The organism is Sphaerospermopsis sp. LEGE 00249 (genome assembly GCF_014299995.1).
In the GTDB taxonomy this organism is placed as follows: Bacteria; Cyanobacteriota; Cyanobacteriia; order Cyanobacteriales; family Nostocaceae; genus Sphaerospermopsis; species Sphaerospermopsis kisseleviana.
Genome location: NZ_JACJUZ010000011.1, coordinates 1 through 14,727, shown reverse-complemented (window position 1 = coordinate 14,727; position 14,727 = coordinate 1). Strand labels below are relative to the sequence as shown.

General features: G+C 38.4%; 14 protein-coding genes. 1 reads left to right on the top strand and 13 read right to left on the bottom strand.

Going from position 1 to position 14,727, the window contains the following annotated elements; genetic code table 11:
• Nucleotides 1-40 precede the first annotated feature (40 nt).
• A complete protein-coding gene (locus H5968_RS05885) occupies nucleotides 41-1,780 on the top strand; it encodes an asparagine synthetase B (RefSeq protein ID WP_187039170.1) in 1,740 nt (579 codons plus the stop codon).
• Here the strand turns inward: H5968_RS05885 and H5968_RS05880 are convergent.
• The 13 genes from H5968_RS05880 to H5968_RS05820 all read right to left on the bottom strand — a co-directional run bounded on the left by H5968_RS05880 (nucleotide 1,777) and on the right by H5968_RS05820 (nucleotide 14,125).
• Nucleotides 1,777-3,075: a hypothetical protein gene (locus H5968_RS05880; RefSeq protein WP_187039169.1), complete on the bottom strand. Its 1,299-nt coding sequence runs from the start codon at nucleotides 3,073-3,075 to the stop codon at nucleotides 1,777-1,779. The two genes, H5968_RS05885 and H5968_RS05880, sit on opposite strands and share 4 nt — an antisense overlap.
• A gap of 40 nt (nucleotides 3,076-3,115) precedes the next feature.
• On the bottom strand, nucleotides 3,116-4,351 hold the full coding sequence (locus H5968_RS05875) for a decarboxylase (protein WP_187039168.1): 1,236 nt from the start codon (nucleotides 4,349-4,351) through the stop codon (nucleotides 3,116-3,118).
• The gene (locus tag H5968_RS05870; protein WP_187039167.1) at nucleotides 4,318-6,033 is read right to left on the bottom strand and encodes an asparagine synthetase B; all 1,716 of its coding nucleotides are present in this window, start codon (nucleotides 6,031-6,033) and stop codon (nucleotides 4,318-4,320) included. The genes H5968_RS05875 and H5968_RS05870 overlap by 34 nt, the downstream gene beginning before the upstream one ends.
• A 2-nt stretch (nucleotides 6,034-6,035) precedes the next feature.
• Nucleotides 6,036-6,653 (bottom strand): DUF3859 domain-containing protein, encoded by a 618-nt coding sequence (locus H5968_RS05865; protein ID WP_187039166.1) that lies wholly within the window; start codon nucleotides 6,651-6,653, stop codon nucleotides 6,036-6,038.
• A gap of 464 nt (nucleotides 6,654-7,117) precedes the next feature.
• Nucleotides 7,118-7,879 carry a phycobilisome rod-core linker polypeptide gene (locus H5968_RS05860; RefSeq protein ID WP_096565065.1) on the bottom strand — a complete coding sequence of 254 codons (762 nt, stop codon included), beginning with the start codon at nucleotides 7,877-7,879 and terminating at the stop codon, nucleotides 7,118-7,120.
• A 147-nt stretch (nucleotides 7,880-8,026) separates the two neighbouring features.
• The gene (locus H5968_RS05855) at nucleotides 8,027-8,770 is read right to left on the bottom strand and encodes a phycobilisome rod-core linker polypeptide (protein WP_137666390.1); all 744 of its coding nucleotides are present in this window, start codon (nucleotides 8,768-8,770) and stop codon (nucleotides 8,027-8,029) included.
• Between the two features lie 151 nt (nucleotides 8,771-8,921).
• Nucleotides 8,922-9,761 (bottom strand): phycobilisome rod-core linker polypeptide, encoded by an 840-nt coding sequence (locus H5968_RS05850; RefSeq protein ID WP_096565061.1) that lies wholly within the window; start codon nucleotides 9,759-9,761, stop codon nucleotides 8,922-8,924.
• A gap of 187 nt (nucleotides 9,762-9,948) precedes the next feature.
• Entirely contained in the window at nucleotides 9,949-10,557 is a 609-nt protein-coding gene (locus H5968_RS05845; RefSeq protein WP_096565059.1) for a HEAT repeat domain-containing protein, read from the bottom strand.
• 109 nt (nucleotides 10,558-10,666) lie between these two features.
• On the bottom strand, nucleotides 10,667-11,491 hold the full coding sequence (locus tag H5968_RS05840; RefSeq protein ID WP_187039165.1) for a HEAT repeat domain-containing protein: 825 nt from the start codon (nucleotides 11,489-11,491) through the stop codon (nucleotides 10,667-10,669).
• Between the two features lie 10 nt (nucleotides 11,492-11,501).
• Complete coding sequence (locus H5968_RS05835) at nucleotides 11,502-11,744, bottom strand: phycobilisome linker polypeptide (protein WP_096565055.1); 243 nt, start codon at nucleotides 11,742-11,744, stop codon at nucleotides 11,502-11,504.
• 50 nt (nucleotides 11,745-11,794) lie between these two features.
• The gene (locus H5968_RS05830; protein ID WP_096565053.1) at nucleotides 11,795-12,655 is read right to left on the bottom strand and encodes a phycobilisome linker polypeptide; all 861 of its coding nucleotides are present in this window, start codon (nucleotides 12,653-12,655) and stop codon (nucleotides 11,795-11,797) included.
• A 356-nt stretch (nucleotides 12,656-13,011) separates the two neighbouring features.
• Nucleotides 13,012-13,500, bottom strand: a complete 489-nt coding sequence (gene cpcA, locus H5968_RS05825; RefSeq protein ID WP_096565051.1) for a phycocyanin subunit alpha — start codon at nucleotides 13,498-13,500, stop codon at nucleotides 13,012-13,014.
• 103 nt (nucleotides 13,501-13,603) lie between these two features.
• Nucleotides 13,604-14,125: a phycocyanin subunit beta gene (locus H5968_RS05820; RefSeq protein ID WP_096565049.1), complete on the bottom strand. Its 522-nt coding sequence runs from the start codon at nucleotides 14,123-14,125 to the stop codon at nucleotides 13,604-13,606.
• Between the last annotated feature and the right edge of the window lie 602 nt (nucleotides 14,126-14,727).

The following is a 14,727-nucleotide window of genomic DNA, read 5'->3' as shown; positions in this document are numbered from 1 at the left end:
AAACTGCTTTGTGTCTAAGTGCCTTCATAGTTAATTTAATATGTTTTTTAATCTTTTTCAAAATCCTCAATCAATAAATTCTAATTTGGAAGTAATACCTACTTGGTATGTAGCTTATGGAAAATTAGATAATAATGTAGATGCTTTAAAAGCAGATGTTACCTGGCAAGATCAACAATTTGCTGTTATTTCCGCTTCCGAAAATTTTGCCATTAGTCTTAACGAAAGATTTGTATTAGTTGGTGATATATGGTTAAGTAATCGTTTAGAACTCCTCCAAAGGATAAATATTGATTCTCCCCAAAAAATCAGTAATCAACAAATAATTGTACAACTTTGGGAAAAGTATAATTTTCCATGTTTAACCCTATTATTAGGGATGTTTAACTTAGTAGTTTGGGATCGAGAAAAGCAAGAATTATATTTAGTCAGAGATGCCATAGGTAGCCGAACTTTATATTATACAACTAAAGGTTCAACTTGCTGGATTGCTCCCAAATTAACCACCCTTGCACCTCATAGAAACAATGACTTAGATTTAATAGCATTAAGAGATTATCTTTATTGTGCATTTGTTCCAGGAGAAAGAACACTTTGGCAAAATGTTAAAGAAATGCGTCCTGGCACAGTTATGGAAATGCCTTCAAATCAAGTTTATCATTATTGGCAACTCCAAGAAAAAGTAATAGATGTTAATCAACCTTTAGAATGGTATAGCGAGAAATTAAATGCTTTACTAGAACAAGTTATCAAAGAATATTTACCAGAAAATCAACCTTTAGGAGTATTTCTTTCTGGTGGTTTAGACTCTAGCAGTATTACCGCATTAGCAGCAAAATTACATAACGCACCAGTGCATACTTATTCCATTCATTTTGGTACAGAAACACCCAATGAATTAGAATTTTCTAGCTTAGTTGCACAACATTGTCAAACACAACATCACATTTTAGAAATTACCTTTCGGGAAATGTGGGAACGTTTACCAGAAACAATGTTATATTTAGATGATCCTATCGGTGATCCTTTAACAGTACCAAATTTATTAATAGGTAAACTAGCGAGAGAAAATGTAGAGATTACATTAAATGGAGAAGGAGGAGATCCTTGTTTTGGCGGTCCCAAAAATCAACCGATGTTGATTAATAGTTTATATGGTACAATTAATAATCAAGATGCTTTAACAGCTTATTTAATATCTTTCCAAAAATGTGCTTTAGACTTACCACAACTATTAAAACCGGAAATTTGGCAAAGTGTAAAAAACGAATCTTCTGTATTTTACCATGATTTAAATGGCGATATTAATTATTTAAATAGATTAATGAAATTGAATATTAAATTTAAAGGAGCAGATCATATTCTCACCAAGGTAAATAACTTAACCCAAGCAGCAAATTTACAAGGTTTATCACCATTATTTGATCAGCGAGTAGTTGACTTGAGTATGCAAATTCCCCCAGAATATAAACTTTCAGGAGTGGAAGAAAAAGCAGTTTTGAAAAAAGCAGTCAGTGATATTTTACCAGATACAATTATTCAGCGTCCTAAAAGTGGAATGATGGTTCCTGTACAATTAGGATTTAGGAAATATTGGCAAAAACAAGCGCGGAAATTGTTGTTAAATAGAAATAGTGAGATTTCCGCTTATATTAATCAGGATATTTTGCGAAACTGGTTAGATTTTAAAGGTGATATTTGGGGGCGTTATGGTGTTAAACTATGGTTATTGGTAAGTTTGGAAATTTGGTTGCAGGTAAATAAACAAGTAAAAAATTAACCAAAACTTTCCACCATATAAATATCATTCCCCCCATCACCAACCACTATAAAACTACTATCATCATTTGTTAAATTCAAACTTCCAGAAATACCACTTCTGAGAACTTTAATCAACATTTGTGGGGAAAAAGATTCTAATTCTACAAAATTACCCGCATCCAACCAAGTTAACTCTTCCGCAGTTAAACTCTGACGAATTTCTAACGGTAATTCTTTGGATTTTTTAGCTAAATACTCTGCATTTTGAATAAACATACCTCGCTTATTAGCAAGAATTTGACGCGGTAATAAACCCACATCAATAATAGTCACCTCACTATTTAAAAACCAATTTTCACTGGTGCGGAGATGATAGACCAAACTCACACCTTTAGGACTACAATCATGGAATGCAAAAACTTGTAAATTGGGGTTACGTCGTAGCATTTCCATTGTTGTATCGAAAATGCTTTGGGGATAACCATTAACACTAAGAATTGCACAGTTATTTTCAAAATGGAAATTATTAGCAATTAATAATTGTGCAATGTTAGCACTATCACAAACAACCAATCTATCAAAACTATAAGCAGTAACATCGGGGTTAATAGATGCAGGTGAAATTTGATTTTGTGGTTCATGTAAAACCTTATTAATTCTACCATTAATAGCTTGCCAATTTTCTAACCACCCATCTACATAAGATTGAGTAACTAAAAATTCCTGTGGTAAATTTCCCACTCTTCCTAACTGTCTAGTTCCTAAAAATATTGACAACATTCCTAAAATGACCAATATACAAAAAATAGGAAACGAGTTTACGGTTAAACTTACCAATATTCCCAATACTAGAATTAATATTCCCACAATGCGTAAAGTTTTAGCACTTGCTTTGCGACTTGCAGTAGTTAATTTACTTGATTTGGTGTTATTAAATAAGTAGAAAATAGTCGCTGCTTGATAAACTAAATTAGCAACCAGAAAAGAATTAGGTAAAAAAGCACTTGTTATTCCTCCGACAAAGAGAGTAACCCAAATATTGAAAAAGAAATATAAAAACACAAAACTACGGGTTTGAAATGCTTTGTTTCGGATGCGATTATCTAAAAAATATAAAAGCTGCTTAGGTGTAAAATATAAAGTATCATTAGCAGAAATATCTGCCAATATTTTACCAAACATGGGATCTGTAATTTTCAAAGTCCCCATTGTTGTGGGTTCAAAAACAAAAGGATGATGACATTGTTTACATCTTCCGTTGTTTGCTGTTCTATCTTTTAAAGTGTTGTCAGTTCCGCAGTTAATACATTTCATAGGTTTTTTGGTAATGGGTAATTGGTAATTGGTAAGATATTTAAACTATTTGATTATTCAGTAAAACACTGTAATCTTCTCGTTTTCTAATTAACCGATGAGTACCATTTTCTAATAACACCTCCGCAGGTTTGGGACGATGTAAAAAATGAGAAGACATAGCATAACCATAAGCACCCACATCTAAAATAGCGATTATATCACCAATTTCTAAAGCGGGAAGTTGGCAGTTTTTAGCTAAATAATCCCGTGAATAAGTCGTATTTCCACAAACATCCGTGATATAATTTGTGATATACTTTTCATAAGTTTGATTTTTCCAACTTACAATTTCTCGATAACCTCCATGAACAGCAGGAACAGAAAGATTAGCTACTGTAGAATCTACACCTAAAATTTGTTTATTACCTTGCCATTTTACAGATAGAACTTGAGCTAACAAAGTTCCAGAACCAGCTATAGCAGCGCGTCCTGGTTCAATAATCAAATTAATATTTTTACCTAAATTGCCAATTCTTTTACTTAAATCATCTCCAAAAAATCCCCAATTAAAAGCAATTCTATCATGATGATAGGGATAACCAAAACCACCACCAAAATCTAAATATTGCCAATCTGGTAAATTTTTTGCTATGGATATTACCTCATCAATAACATTAGTAAAAGCAGAAGTCGCATTAGTTCCCGTACCCCGATAAAAATGCAATCCTGTAATTTTTAAACCAGCATCTCTAGCAATAGCAACAGCCTGATCAAAATCTGCTATACTAACACCAATGCGACTATCTTCAGAAACATTCAACCTTAATCCAATCTTTAAATCTTCCTTCTCTTTGCGTCTTTGCGTCTTTGCGTGAGATAATAAAACCTCACACAACAAACGCAACTGAGAAATACTATCCAAATTTAAAGTATTTACACCCCAATTTAAAACCTGTTCAATTTCCTCCCGACTTAAATTACTACCGCTATAGACAATTTCCGAAGGTGTAAAACTAGCATTTAAACCCAAATAAATATCACCTGGTGTATTAGCATGAAGTCCCCAACCAGCATTTTTAAATATCTTCAATAACGCAATATTCCCATTAGTGACACTAGCAAAATAAAACCGAGTTTGAGGATAATGGAAAGAGTTAGTAATATGGGAAATAGTTTGATTTAAAATATTGCCATCATAAACATATAAAGGAGAACCGTAAATATTTAATAATTCCTCAGCAAGTTCTTGAGAAAATGGAGTTAATAATTTTGCAGTTTCTTGTAATGTTTCCATAAACCACGAGGTAATAAAAACGGATGCTTCCAAGACTTTGACCCTAGTTTTACACCAAAAACGTGAAAATACCAAAGTTCCCACATAATAAGTAACCAAAGTATCTCACCTATGCGTCGTCCTTGAATATGTCCTCCCAGTTCTCCGGTAATAATTTTTGTTGCTATATCAGGGTAAAAAATATTTTGTGCTTTTATTATACCTGGATTTAACCAATTGCCAAGATCATGCCAAAAATTATTTACACACCAAGAGGTTAGGGGAACACCCATACCCCGCTTTTGTCTCCAAACTATTTCCGAGGGTAGCAAATTTTCTACAGCGCGTTTCAAGATATACTTTTCACAAGCACCTTGTAAACAGAGTTCACCAGATAGCTGAAAAGTCCATTTTGCTAAATTTAAATCACAAAAAGGCGATCGCACATTTAAACCATGCACAAAACTTAACGCAGTTGCACGGGGATGAATATTTTGCGCTCCCTTTAACATCAAACTAGCACGACGCAGACGATGTAACAACGAAGGACAAAAACGACTATCTAACCCATCCAACAGCCATTCCTGAGCATTTAAACCTTGAATCTGAGCATAAATATCTGGTTGATACACCCTAGATTCATAACCCCAGAGACGGTGAAAAGTTCCCAGATATTGTGAGATAAAATCCTGATTTTTATGGGGATGTAAACCTTGATAAATACCCGCAGCAATTAAAGGTTTATTAGTCCAACCTGCAAATAATTGATCACCACCTTCACCATTAAAAATCACTTTAGTTTCTTGAGAAGCAACTTTATTTAAAAGATATAAAGGAACAGTAACACCATCACCAAAAGGTAAATCTAAAGCTTTAACAGTAGGAACAATTGCATTTTTAATATTTTTCGGACTTGCATCAACCTTAATAATAGGAATATTCAAAAACTCTGCCACCTGTTTCCCATAACAATACTCAGAAACTCCAAATTCACCAAAATCTAAACTATAAGCGCGAACCTTCACCCCCAATTGTACCAACAAAGCAGCAACAATAGAAGAATCCAAACCCCCAGAAAGAAAAACCCCCACAGGTTCATCTTTTACATCAGCAACTTGTCTTTCTACCGCATTTTTTAATAAACTTTGTAATTGAGAAACTGCGGTATTTTCATCTGTAATTTGTTCCTGAGATTCATACCATTGATAATTGTAATTATTTATTACCTGATAATTACCAACGTTATCAATATTAAAAATCACCTCAGTTCCCGCACCGACAGAAAACACCCCACTAACAGAAGTTACAGGAGTAGGAACATAAGAAAAACAAGAATAACCATATAAACCAGAAATACAAACTTCCGGTTTATCCATTATTTCCAAAAGCAAATCTAACCGAGAAGCAAACCAAACAGTATTATTTTGACAACTCCAAAATAAAGGAACTTTACCAAAAACCTCCCTACCCAAAATCAAACTATCATCTTCCACCCTAACCCAAACATCAGCATCAGAAAACCCCGAAGCAGAAACAGCAGCAATAGTATTTCCTTCTATCTCCGGTACAGACTCACAACCCACATAAACCACATTCCAAACAAACCTTTCTCCCTCCCCTCCTCTCTCTGCGTCTCTGCGTCTCTGCGTGAGTTTTTCTTCATTCTTCTCACCCCAATAACCGATAAAATGATAGGATAACATAACTATTGCACAACAAAAATTTCTTCACTAATTTTTCTCCCATCCAGCAACATTTCCACCTGCCAATTACCCACAGGTGCAGTAGAATTAATCGTATACTTACAATGAGTATTCCAAATAGAAGTAGTTATATCTTTAGTATCATAAGCATTTTGTTTCACAATTTTTCCACTAGGATCAATCCAATTACAACTAAGAGATAACTTTTTACCTATCGGTGCATCTTTCAAAGTTACACGATAAAAAACTTCACCATTAGCTTGACGAGAAACAGTTTTTATATCAACTTCATCAGCCAAAGTGATTTTATCTTGTTGAGCAGAAACATTAGCTAATAAGGAAGCTTGTTGTTGATTAAAAAATACTAAACTTCCAACAGTAATCATAATTGCCCCAACCACCCCAAAAGCTATCAACTTATTACGACGTTGTTGCACCTCTAAAGCTTGACGACGACGCAACTGAATCAAAGCTTCATCTAACAACTCTGGAGGTAAATTTAACTCTTGTAAAATTTGCTGAATTTGCTGTTGGTCAAATTCAGCTTCTTGACGTAATTGTAAACCTTGAACTTCAGCAATAATTTGATTTAACTGTTCCTGCGTTATTCGCTGGTTCATATTGCAATCGACTTACTTTTTTACTGGTGGATAAAAGATAATAGGATTTAAGTGTGATTTATGTCAGCAGTCAGGAGTCGTAGGAGCGAAGCATTCGGAAAATAACCTGTGATCAAAATTGATAAGCTGTTACACAGCTAAATTGTATAATCCTAATGTTCTGAACTCTTGTTTAACAGGCAAGATGCCTGTTCCACTTATACAAATTAAATGCACAACAGCTTAATTTATCGCCTGAATGCTTCGCCCTTAACAGAGCTATTTTTTTATTTTTTTCATTTTCAGCAAGCATTATCTTTGTTTTTCCAACTTTCTGCCTTCTGCCCCTAAAACCAAGGGTCCAGTTTTCACCTAACACCATAACTAGCTAACATAGAAACCGCCAACTCGTTATCATATCAAAGTAAAAACCAGACCCAGTAGAAAGTTTAGGTAATCAATAGGTAATTAGAGAATTACCGATTTTAGCGTCTACCACGATAAGGAACTTCATTCAAGTAATCAATGTCAAAAGAAGAGATTCTTTGAGCATAGTTACCCTTACCAGACAGAGAAGCGGCCATATCTGCAAACTTGCCAGGATCGCCTTCTCTGAGACGTTTTGTTTTCGCCTTTGCAGTGTAGAAGTTTTCCAACACAAAGCGCCAGTCGGTTCTGACTGTACCTGCTGTTTCTTGGAAGTCCACACCGTAACGAGGAGTAACCAAGTTATAGGGACGACCTTCCATGCGTTTACGTTGGTAAGGTACGGTGTTATCACCAAAGTTTTGGTTATATTCTTCGCTGTCTACCAAAGCATCAACAAAGCCATCAAAACCCTTAGTACCAATAACAATTGACCAAGCAATTTCTTCTTCTTTGTTGTAAGCAGAACGACCCAAAATCCGCTTGAGGGTGATATCTACTAAACGGTAGTTGTTGTTAACAGAAACAACTAAACGATAGAAAGCTTCGGATTTAGCTAAACCACGAATGAAGTCTTTAACAGACAAAGAACCATTTTTCAGTTGAGATTCTAAAGTAATTTGGCGGTTAAACTTCAAAATTTCATGTTCGCTGAAAACTTGGCGATAGGAAGCCCAAATGATGCTTTGAATGTCAGTGTAAGAACTAACATCTTCTAAACGGTAGATATAAGGAGTATCTTCGTTTTTATCAGCAACACCGAAACTGCTAACGCGGTGGTTTTGGGTAGATGGTTTGTATTGAAGTAATGGCAGTGCCATGCTGCGTCTTTCCTCTTGTTGATAAATTCGTTTCGTTTAAAAACAGAATTGGGTTTGTTTCAAAACAGAATTAGGTTTGATCACTAAAATTCCCAATTCGCACTTTAACTATTTTCTCTCATTAGGTTACATACCTAATTAAGAGATTTAACGAACTGGGAAACTAGCACTAGGACTGATAGACACAGGAACACCTGCGGGTACTGTTTCCCTAGTAGTATCGGGAATTGCAATGTTAGCTGTGCTAACTGGTGTATAAGTAACAATCCTGATATTAACAGCAGCAGCCATTTTCATGAAGTCACTGATACTACCGGGTTTGTAGCGTTCAGCTTCTAGCTTATCCCGCCAATAGTCAGCATAGCGGGGTGTGACTAAATTAAAGGGTCTATCTTTATAACGTCGGCGTTGGTAAGGAACAATATTTTCCCCAAAGCAGCTTTGATACTCTTGAGAATCTATCAAAGCATCCACAAAACCATCCCAGCCATCGGTAGCAATTTTGATAGACCAAGCGATTTCTTCATCTTTGTTATAAGGCGCACGACCTAACAACCGTTTGAGTCCAATTTCTACTAAGCGATAATTAGAATTGGTTTTAATTACCAAATCCTGGAAAGCGTCAGATTTAGCTAAACCCCGGATGAAATCACGGACAGTAATAGCTTTATTTTTTACCTGAGATTCTAAATTACTTTGGCGGTAGAATTTGAGGATGACGTGTTCGCTAAAAAGTTGGCGATAAGCAGCCCAAATCAATTCTTCAACTTCACCACCAAAAGCATAATCTTCAATGCGGTAAACTCTGGGAGTATCTTCGTTGGGTACTTCGTAACCAGCAACCCGTTGGTTTTGTGAACTGGGTTTATATTCTAGTAAAGGTATTGCCATATTTTATGTTGTTTGTAAGTGGTAATGGGTAATGGGTAATGGGTAATTGGTAATTGGGAAGAATAAACTCTTGCCTCTTGCCTGGTTGGTGAGCGAAGTCGAACTATTGCTTCTTGCCTTCTTACTGTTCCCTGTTCCCTATTCCCTTTGATTAATTTTTCGCGATCGCCGGGATATAGCTGTAAGGTAGAGAAACTGCTACTGGTTTAATGGTTACTTCTTCTGTGGTGACATCCCGTGAAGTGTCGGGAATTTCCAAAGTTTTCACTTGAGAAGTCACAGCAGCAATTGTTCTTTGGTAGTTGCGTTCAGGAGTAATGATGTTTCCAGCCATTGCCAAGAAGTTAGCTGGAATAGCTTTGCGGATATCTTCAGTAGTGAGAGTTCCCGAAGTGCGGATGCTGTAGAAGGAACGATAACCAAAAGAACGCATACTTTGGGTATCGCGCCAATTGGCATTGTAACGGGGGTTAACTAAGTTAAAAGGACGTGAACCAAAGCGACGACGTTGATAAGGTACGATATCATCACCAAAGTTGTTGAGGTACTCGTCAGAGTCTAACAACGCATCAATAAAGCCATGTACGCCTTTGGTAGCAATAACAATAGACCAAGCAATTTCTTCATCTTTGTTGTAAGCTGCCCGTCCCACAAACCGCTTGAGGATAATATCAACTAAGCGATAGTTAGAGTTAACCTCTGCTACTTGGCTGCGGAAAACATCTGATTTACCCAAACCCCGGATAAAATCACGAACAGTAATAGCCCGGTTTCGCAGTTGAGATTCTAAAAATTTTTGACGATAACTGCTTAAAATCAGATGTTCGCTAAAAATCTGCCGATATCCTGCCCAAATAATTGCATCAACATCTTGATCTGATGTGGCGTAGTTCAGTTTATAAACGGTTGGGGTGTCTTCGTTGGGAACTTCGTAACCTTCGACACGCTGATTTTGTGAAGAAGGAGAATATTCTAAAAGTGGTATTGACATCTTGACTTTTACCTTGTTTTATGGTGATGCTGAAATTTAAAATCCTAAACTGGTAGAAGCTAATTGGCTAGAGTGTCGATTCAGTAATGCTAGGTAATCTGTTTTTACCTTGTAGGGGCGAAGCATTCGGACAGAATATGAACTGGTTTCAGCGATAGGTTATTACCCAAATGCTTCGCCCTGACGATTAATGAATCGGTGTTCTAGAAGCCAATTGAATGCGAGCGCAAACAGCTTTTTCACTATCATGAGCCAGCATTTCTTGGAATCGAGTTAAGATGATTTCTCGAACCTCTGCTATTTTTGCCAAAGACTGTAAACCAACAATGGCAGCATAACGAATTGACCAGTCTGTATCTTGACAAATTAACAGCAATGTTTCTAAAGCGCGATTGATAGCTGTTTGACGTTCAGCAATGCCTAATTGAGACCAGTTTAAATTTCCTAATCCTTTAGCAGCAGCACGGCGCACACTAGGCGCGAAGTCTGTAGCAGCAGCGGTGATTAACACATCTAAAGCACGGGGATCAGCGATCGCAGCCAAGGTGCGAATCGAATAAGCCCGTGCGCCATAGTTATAATCATCAATTTGTTCTAGCAATTGGGGTACTGCTATTTCTCCCAATTCTGTGAGTCCTGCTACTGCCACCACCGCTGCTGCTGGGTTATTGTAACCAAAAACAGCGATTAAGGTAGAAATGGCCTCTGGATCTTTAGCTGCTGCTAGGTTCTTCACGGCTGTCACCATTTGCGCTGATGTTTCCGCTTGGTTGACAGCATTAATTAGTTCATTCATGTCTCAGTGGTCAGTAGTTGGAAGGTGACAGTAAGAAGGCAAGAGGCAAGAGGCAAAAGTTTATTCTTCCCAATCACCAATCACCAATCACCAATCACCAATCACCAACTTATAAAAGTGAATCCATCAGGTGCATGACTCGGACTGCCTGATCAGAAACGCAATCTAATCCATCCGCAAGTTGATGTTCTAACAATCCTTTAAGCGCCATGAGTTTAAAACTATTTTCTGCCTGAGCTTGGGCGATCGCATCAGCAGCAGCCATATACCCAATCGCTCCCAAATCCCCCAAAATAGAGCGCCGCAATTTCAGATCACTGCTTTGCATCATTGTCACCAAAAATTCCCCATACTGAGAATCTTGGGTGAGTTGATACATAGCCCTAGCTGCGGAGCATTGCACCCTTGTGACTGGATGCTCTAAAAAAGGCTGAATTAGGGAAATAGCCTCAGTTGCACCAATAGCTCCCAAGGCTTCTAACACTGCCTGATATGGTTGGGTAAGATGGGGGCGGCCTGGTACTTGCACGGCCTTGGCAACACCCCCATCTAGCATTTTGATCAGTGCTGGTAATGCTGCTTTAGCGTTCAGCATTGCTAAAGATTGGGCTGCTGCTTCCCGCACATAAAAATCTGAGCATTCCAAACACTGAATCAAGCCCGGTATAGCTTTAGGACTGCCCAATTTTCCTAATGCTCTGGCTGCATTTCTTCGGAGTGGATAACCTCCTAGTTCTGTTTTGTCAGCTTCATCCTCTAACGCTGTCATCAGTGCGTCTACGGCTTCTGGCTGACTGACTCGAAATTTACCCAACCACCAAGCGGCATAATAGCGGAGACTTAAATCTGATGATTGCAGGTTGGCGATCGCTTGCTCTGGTGTCAACTGCGCCCCATTTTCGGCAGAATATTCTGACGTACTGGGTTCTATCATGACCAGGGCTTTATGATTCTGCTACAGTCAAAGGTTCAATTTTGACAATTCTGCCACCTAAGCGGCTGATCCGCTGCATTTCTTCAGTCATCCGGCTGTAGGGTACGGTCATAAATACGCTACCGCTACGACGAATGCTGAAATTATTTTTGTCGGTTTCTTGGTTTTGCTTTAAGCCCACAACTTCATAACGAAATACACGGCTTGCAGATGAAGAAACGCTACTAGCACCAAGTGTAGTTTGACCGAACATTACTTCTAAATCTCCTCTTGATGGGGTATACCAACAAACAGCACTCTACCTTATGTGGATATAACGCTGACAATTTTGCCACCGGATCGGTGAATTTGCTGCATTTTGTCTAAAAGGCGCTCATAAGGTACAATGAAAGTTGTGCTGCTGCGGCGCACGCTGGGGAATCCTGGATTGCGTATGCCCGCTACTTCAATTCGGTAAACGCGATCCGATTGCCCTACAGCATTACCTAAGTTTTGTTTGGGAGCGTTATCCGCAGTGGGACGGAATGCCCAATTATTATTGCTACCGGATGGACCGACAACGGAGGAAGCTTTGTTACTTGCTAATTCCCTCGCCAAACGTGATTTGCTACCTTCTACCTGAGCAGTATCACTATTGGCATATCCACGGTACAAACGGAACATCCGGGTAAAACCAGCAGATGTTTGTCCTGGTTGAAAATCAAACCCGCGATAATATGGAACAACATTGTCGCCAAAGTTGTTTTGATACTCCATCGAATCTATATAAGAGTCGATTTCTGCATCGTAACCCTCGTTAATATATAAGTCTAAGTGGTATGTCACCTCAGACTCATTCAGAGGAGCGCGACCCAACAAATGTTTATAGTTGAGTTCAATCAACCGAGTTTGGAAACTGTTATAGAAGAATTTGGATTTGTAGAGTTCTGACTTAGCTATACTCCGCACAAACTCACGCACGCTCAAATTGCCATCACGCAAAAGTGACTCTGCACTCTTCAAGCGATCTGAAGCCAGAATATAGTCGTTTCCTAAAACTTGGCGATAAACGGCTTTGATCACCATTTCCACTTCTTCGCGGCTGGCTTTGGGGCGTAGTTCAACTCGACGTGAATCACTAAAAGGCTCAGTTCCCAGCCTAGACGCTGCTGCTGTAATTGCCATTGTTTTTCCCCTTTGATTAGCAATTTTGATTAGCAATACTGCTCTTTCTAACCAATTGCTGGTTGCATCAAGTTGGTTATTTGTTAGCTATAGCCACAGATAAGGTAATCAGGACATTAATTAACTGGTGATACAAACTTTAGTGATCAGAAAACTATTATCGCTGTCACCTGTCACTTGTCACCTGTCACCTGTAACCTGTCACCTAACATACATAAAACTATGCCCGGAGCGAGATCCAACTGCTAGGTGATTCAGTCTAGTCGAGTGAAAAGAGATTCCCCACGAAAACTGATTTAACCCCAAAGGGATAAACTTCATCCAGCACTTGTACCCTTCTCCGGGCAAGAAGCTATCTAGCTGAGAGCGTTGATAGCGTAGTCAATGTAGGTGTTAGCTTCGTTAGCAGCTTGACCGCTCAAACCGTGGTTGCCTTTGATATATTTCAAAGCTTCAACATACCAGCTAGGAGACAAATCAAATGCGCTGTTGATTTCAGCCAAACCAGCAATTAGGAACTCATCCAAAGGACCTGTGCCACCAGCAACCAAGCTGTAAGTGATGATGCGGAGGTAGTGACCAACGTCACGAGCGCACTTAGACTTACCACGAGCATCAGCAGCAAATTGAGCGCCTGGTGTAGAGGTGGTGTAGGGAAATTTGCTGTATACGGCGTTAGTAGCACCATCAATCAGCTTTTGAGCGTTAGCTGTCAAACCACGAGCAGCTTCCATGCTGGCAGCAGCACGTACAAAACGACCGTTAACAGCTTGTAATTCTGTGTTGCTCAGGAAACGTCCTTGGGTATCAGCAGATGCGATAGCTTCGGTAATTGGGGTTTTCATGGTCTAATTTCTCCTTGATTGGTTTCGTATCTTGTTGGAATAGCTAGATTTTTAGCTGTGGACTACTTGTACTTGTTTGTACTTGTTGATTAAACAACGTTGATTAAACAACAGCAGCAGCAGCACGATCAAAGTAGCTTGCCAATTCAGAAACTAAAGAACTGCAATCACCTTTGGTGATACCGTTGGGATCGTTAACGATATTGATAGCAGCTTCTTTCATTTTTTGAACACCAACAGCTACGGAAGCACCAGGAGTACCCAAAGCTTGGTAAGTTTCACGTAAGCCATTTAAGCAACGGTCATCGAGAACACTAGCGTCACCAGCCAATGCAGCGTAGGTAACATAGCGTAAGATGATTTCCATGTCGCGCAGACAAGCAGCCATGCGACGGTTGGTGTAAGCGTTACCGCCAGGAGCGATCAATTGGGGCTGTTCTTCAAATAAAGCACGAGCAGCGTTGGTAACGATATCTTTAGCGTTGCTGGTGATGCGGTTAACAACGTCCAAACGCTTGCTACCAGCAGCTACAACTGCTGTCAAAGCATCTAGTTGTTCGGTGCTTAAGAATTCGCCTCTAGCGTCAGCTTGAGTAACAACCTTGGAAAATACATCTAATGTCATGGACTCTAATCTCCTAATTACTTAGTTGAGAGTTGTGTTGATTGAAACAGGTGCTGTTTTATCAATCAGGAATGGATGCTCAAAAACAATGAGTTAATCAAAGCTAAGTTGTTGTCTACTTCTTTTCTCATTTTCTCGTCTATCTTCCTGAAGGCAGAAATATGAGAATCAGAGGTAATTTTATGAGAAACCAGCCAACGAGATTGGATTGGTTGCCTCGTTTAACTTTGCTCTGTTTTTGAACCCCTCCAGATTAGTTTATACACTGCTATAGAGACTTTATTTGTTACAATTTATGAATAAATAAGATCAGGTAATAAGAAAAGCCTCAAGTCCTTTACATATAAGGGGTGTATACCCGAAAAGTTACTAATTTTCGTTACAAAACTTCATTAAGTTTGTAGATAAGAAGAAATTTTATACATTTTATATTAATTTAATGATTCTGAAACCATATACCAATACTCAACTACAGGTATTTTGGGATCATATCTAGACCCAGTAGTTTATATTAAAGAATGTAAAATTTACATTTCTAAATATTGTTGAGAACCTGTTAAATTAACCTCCCAGGGGGGATTTCAGGGAGGTGGGGACTGGGG

Coding starts and splice junctions, on each gene's coding strand:
- H5968_RS05885 (WP_187039170.1), top strand. CDS start 41: ATGTTTTTTAATCTTTTTCAAAATCCTCAATCAATAAATTCTAATTTG.
- H5968_RS05880 (WP_187039169.1), bottom strand. CDS start 3,075: ATGAAATGTATTAACTGCGGAACTGACAACACTTTAAAAGATAGAACA.
- H5968_RS05875 (WP_187039168.1), bottom strand. CDS start 4,351: ATGGAAACATTACAAGAAACTGCAAAATTATTAACTCCATTTTCTCAA.
- H5968_RS05870 (WP_187039167.1), bottom strand. CDS start 6,033: ATGTTATCCTATCATTTTATCGGTTATTGGGGTGAGAAGAATGAAGAA.
- H5968_RS05865 (WP_187039166.1), bottom strand. CDS start 6,653: ATGAACCAGCGAATAACGCAGGAACAGTTAAATCAAATTATTGCTGAA.
- H5968_RS05860 (WP_096565065.1), bottom strand. CDS start 7,879: ATGGCACTGCCATTACTTCAATACAAACCATCTACCCAAAACCACCGC.
- H5968_RS05855 (WP_137666390.1), bottom strand. CDS start 8,770: ATGGCAATACCTTTACTAGAATATAAACCCAGTTCACAAAACCAACGG.
- H5968_RS05850 (WP_096565061.1), bottom strand. CDS start 9,761: ATGTCAATACCACTTTTAGAATATTCTCCTTCTTCACAAAATCAGCGT.
- H5968_RS05845 (WP_096565059.1), bottom strand. CDS start 10,557: ATGAATGAACTAATTAATGCTGTCAACCAAGCGGAAACATCAGCGCAA.
- H5968_RS05840 (WP_187039165.1), bottom strand. CDS start 11,491: ATGATAGAACCCAGTACGTCAGAATATTCTGCCGAAAATGGGGCGCAG.
- H5968_RS05835 (WP_096565055.1), bottom strand. CDS start 11,744: ATGTTCGGTCAAACTACACTTGGTGCTAGTAGCGTTTCTTCATCTGCA.
- H5968_RS05830 (WP_096565053.1), bottom strand. CDS start 12,655: ATGGCAATTACAGCAGCAGCGTCTAGGCTGGGAACTGAGCCTTTTAGT.
- cpcA (WP_096565051.1), bottom strand. CDS start 13,500: ATGAAAACCCCAATTACCGAAGCTATCGCATCTGCTGATACCCAAGGA.
- H5968_RS05820 (WP_096565049.1), bottom strand. CDS start 14,125: ATGACATTAGATGTATTTTCCAAGGTTGTTACTCAAGCTGACGCTAGA.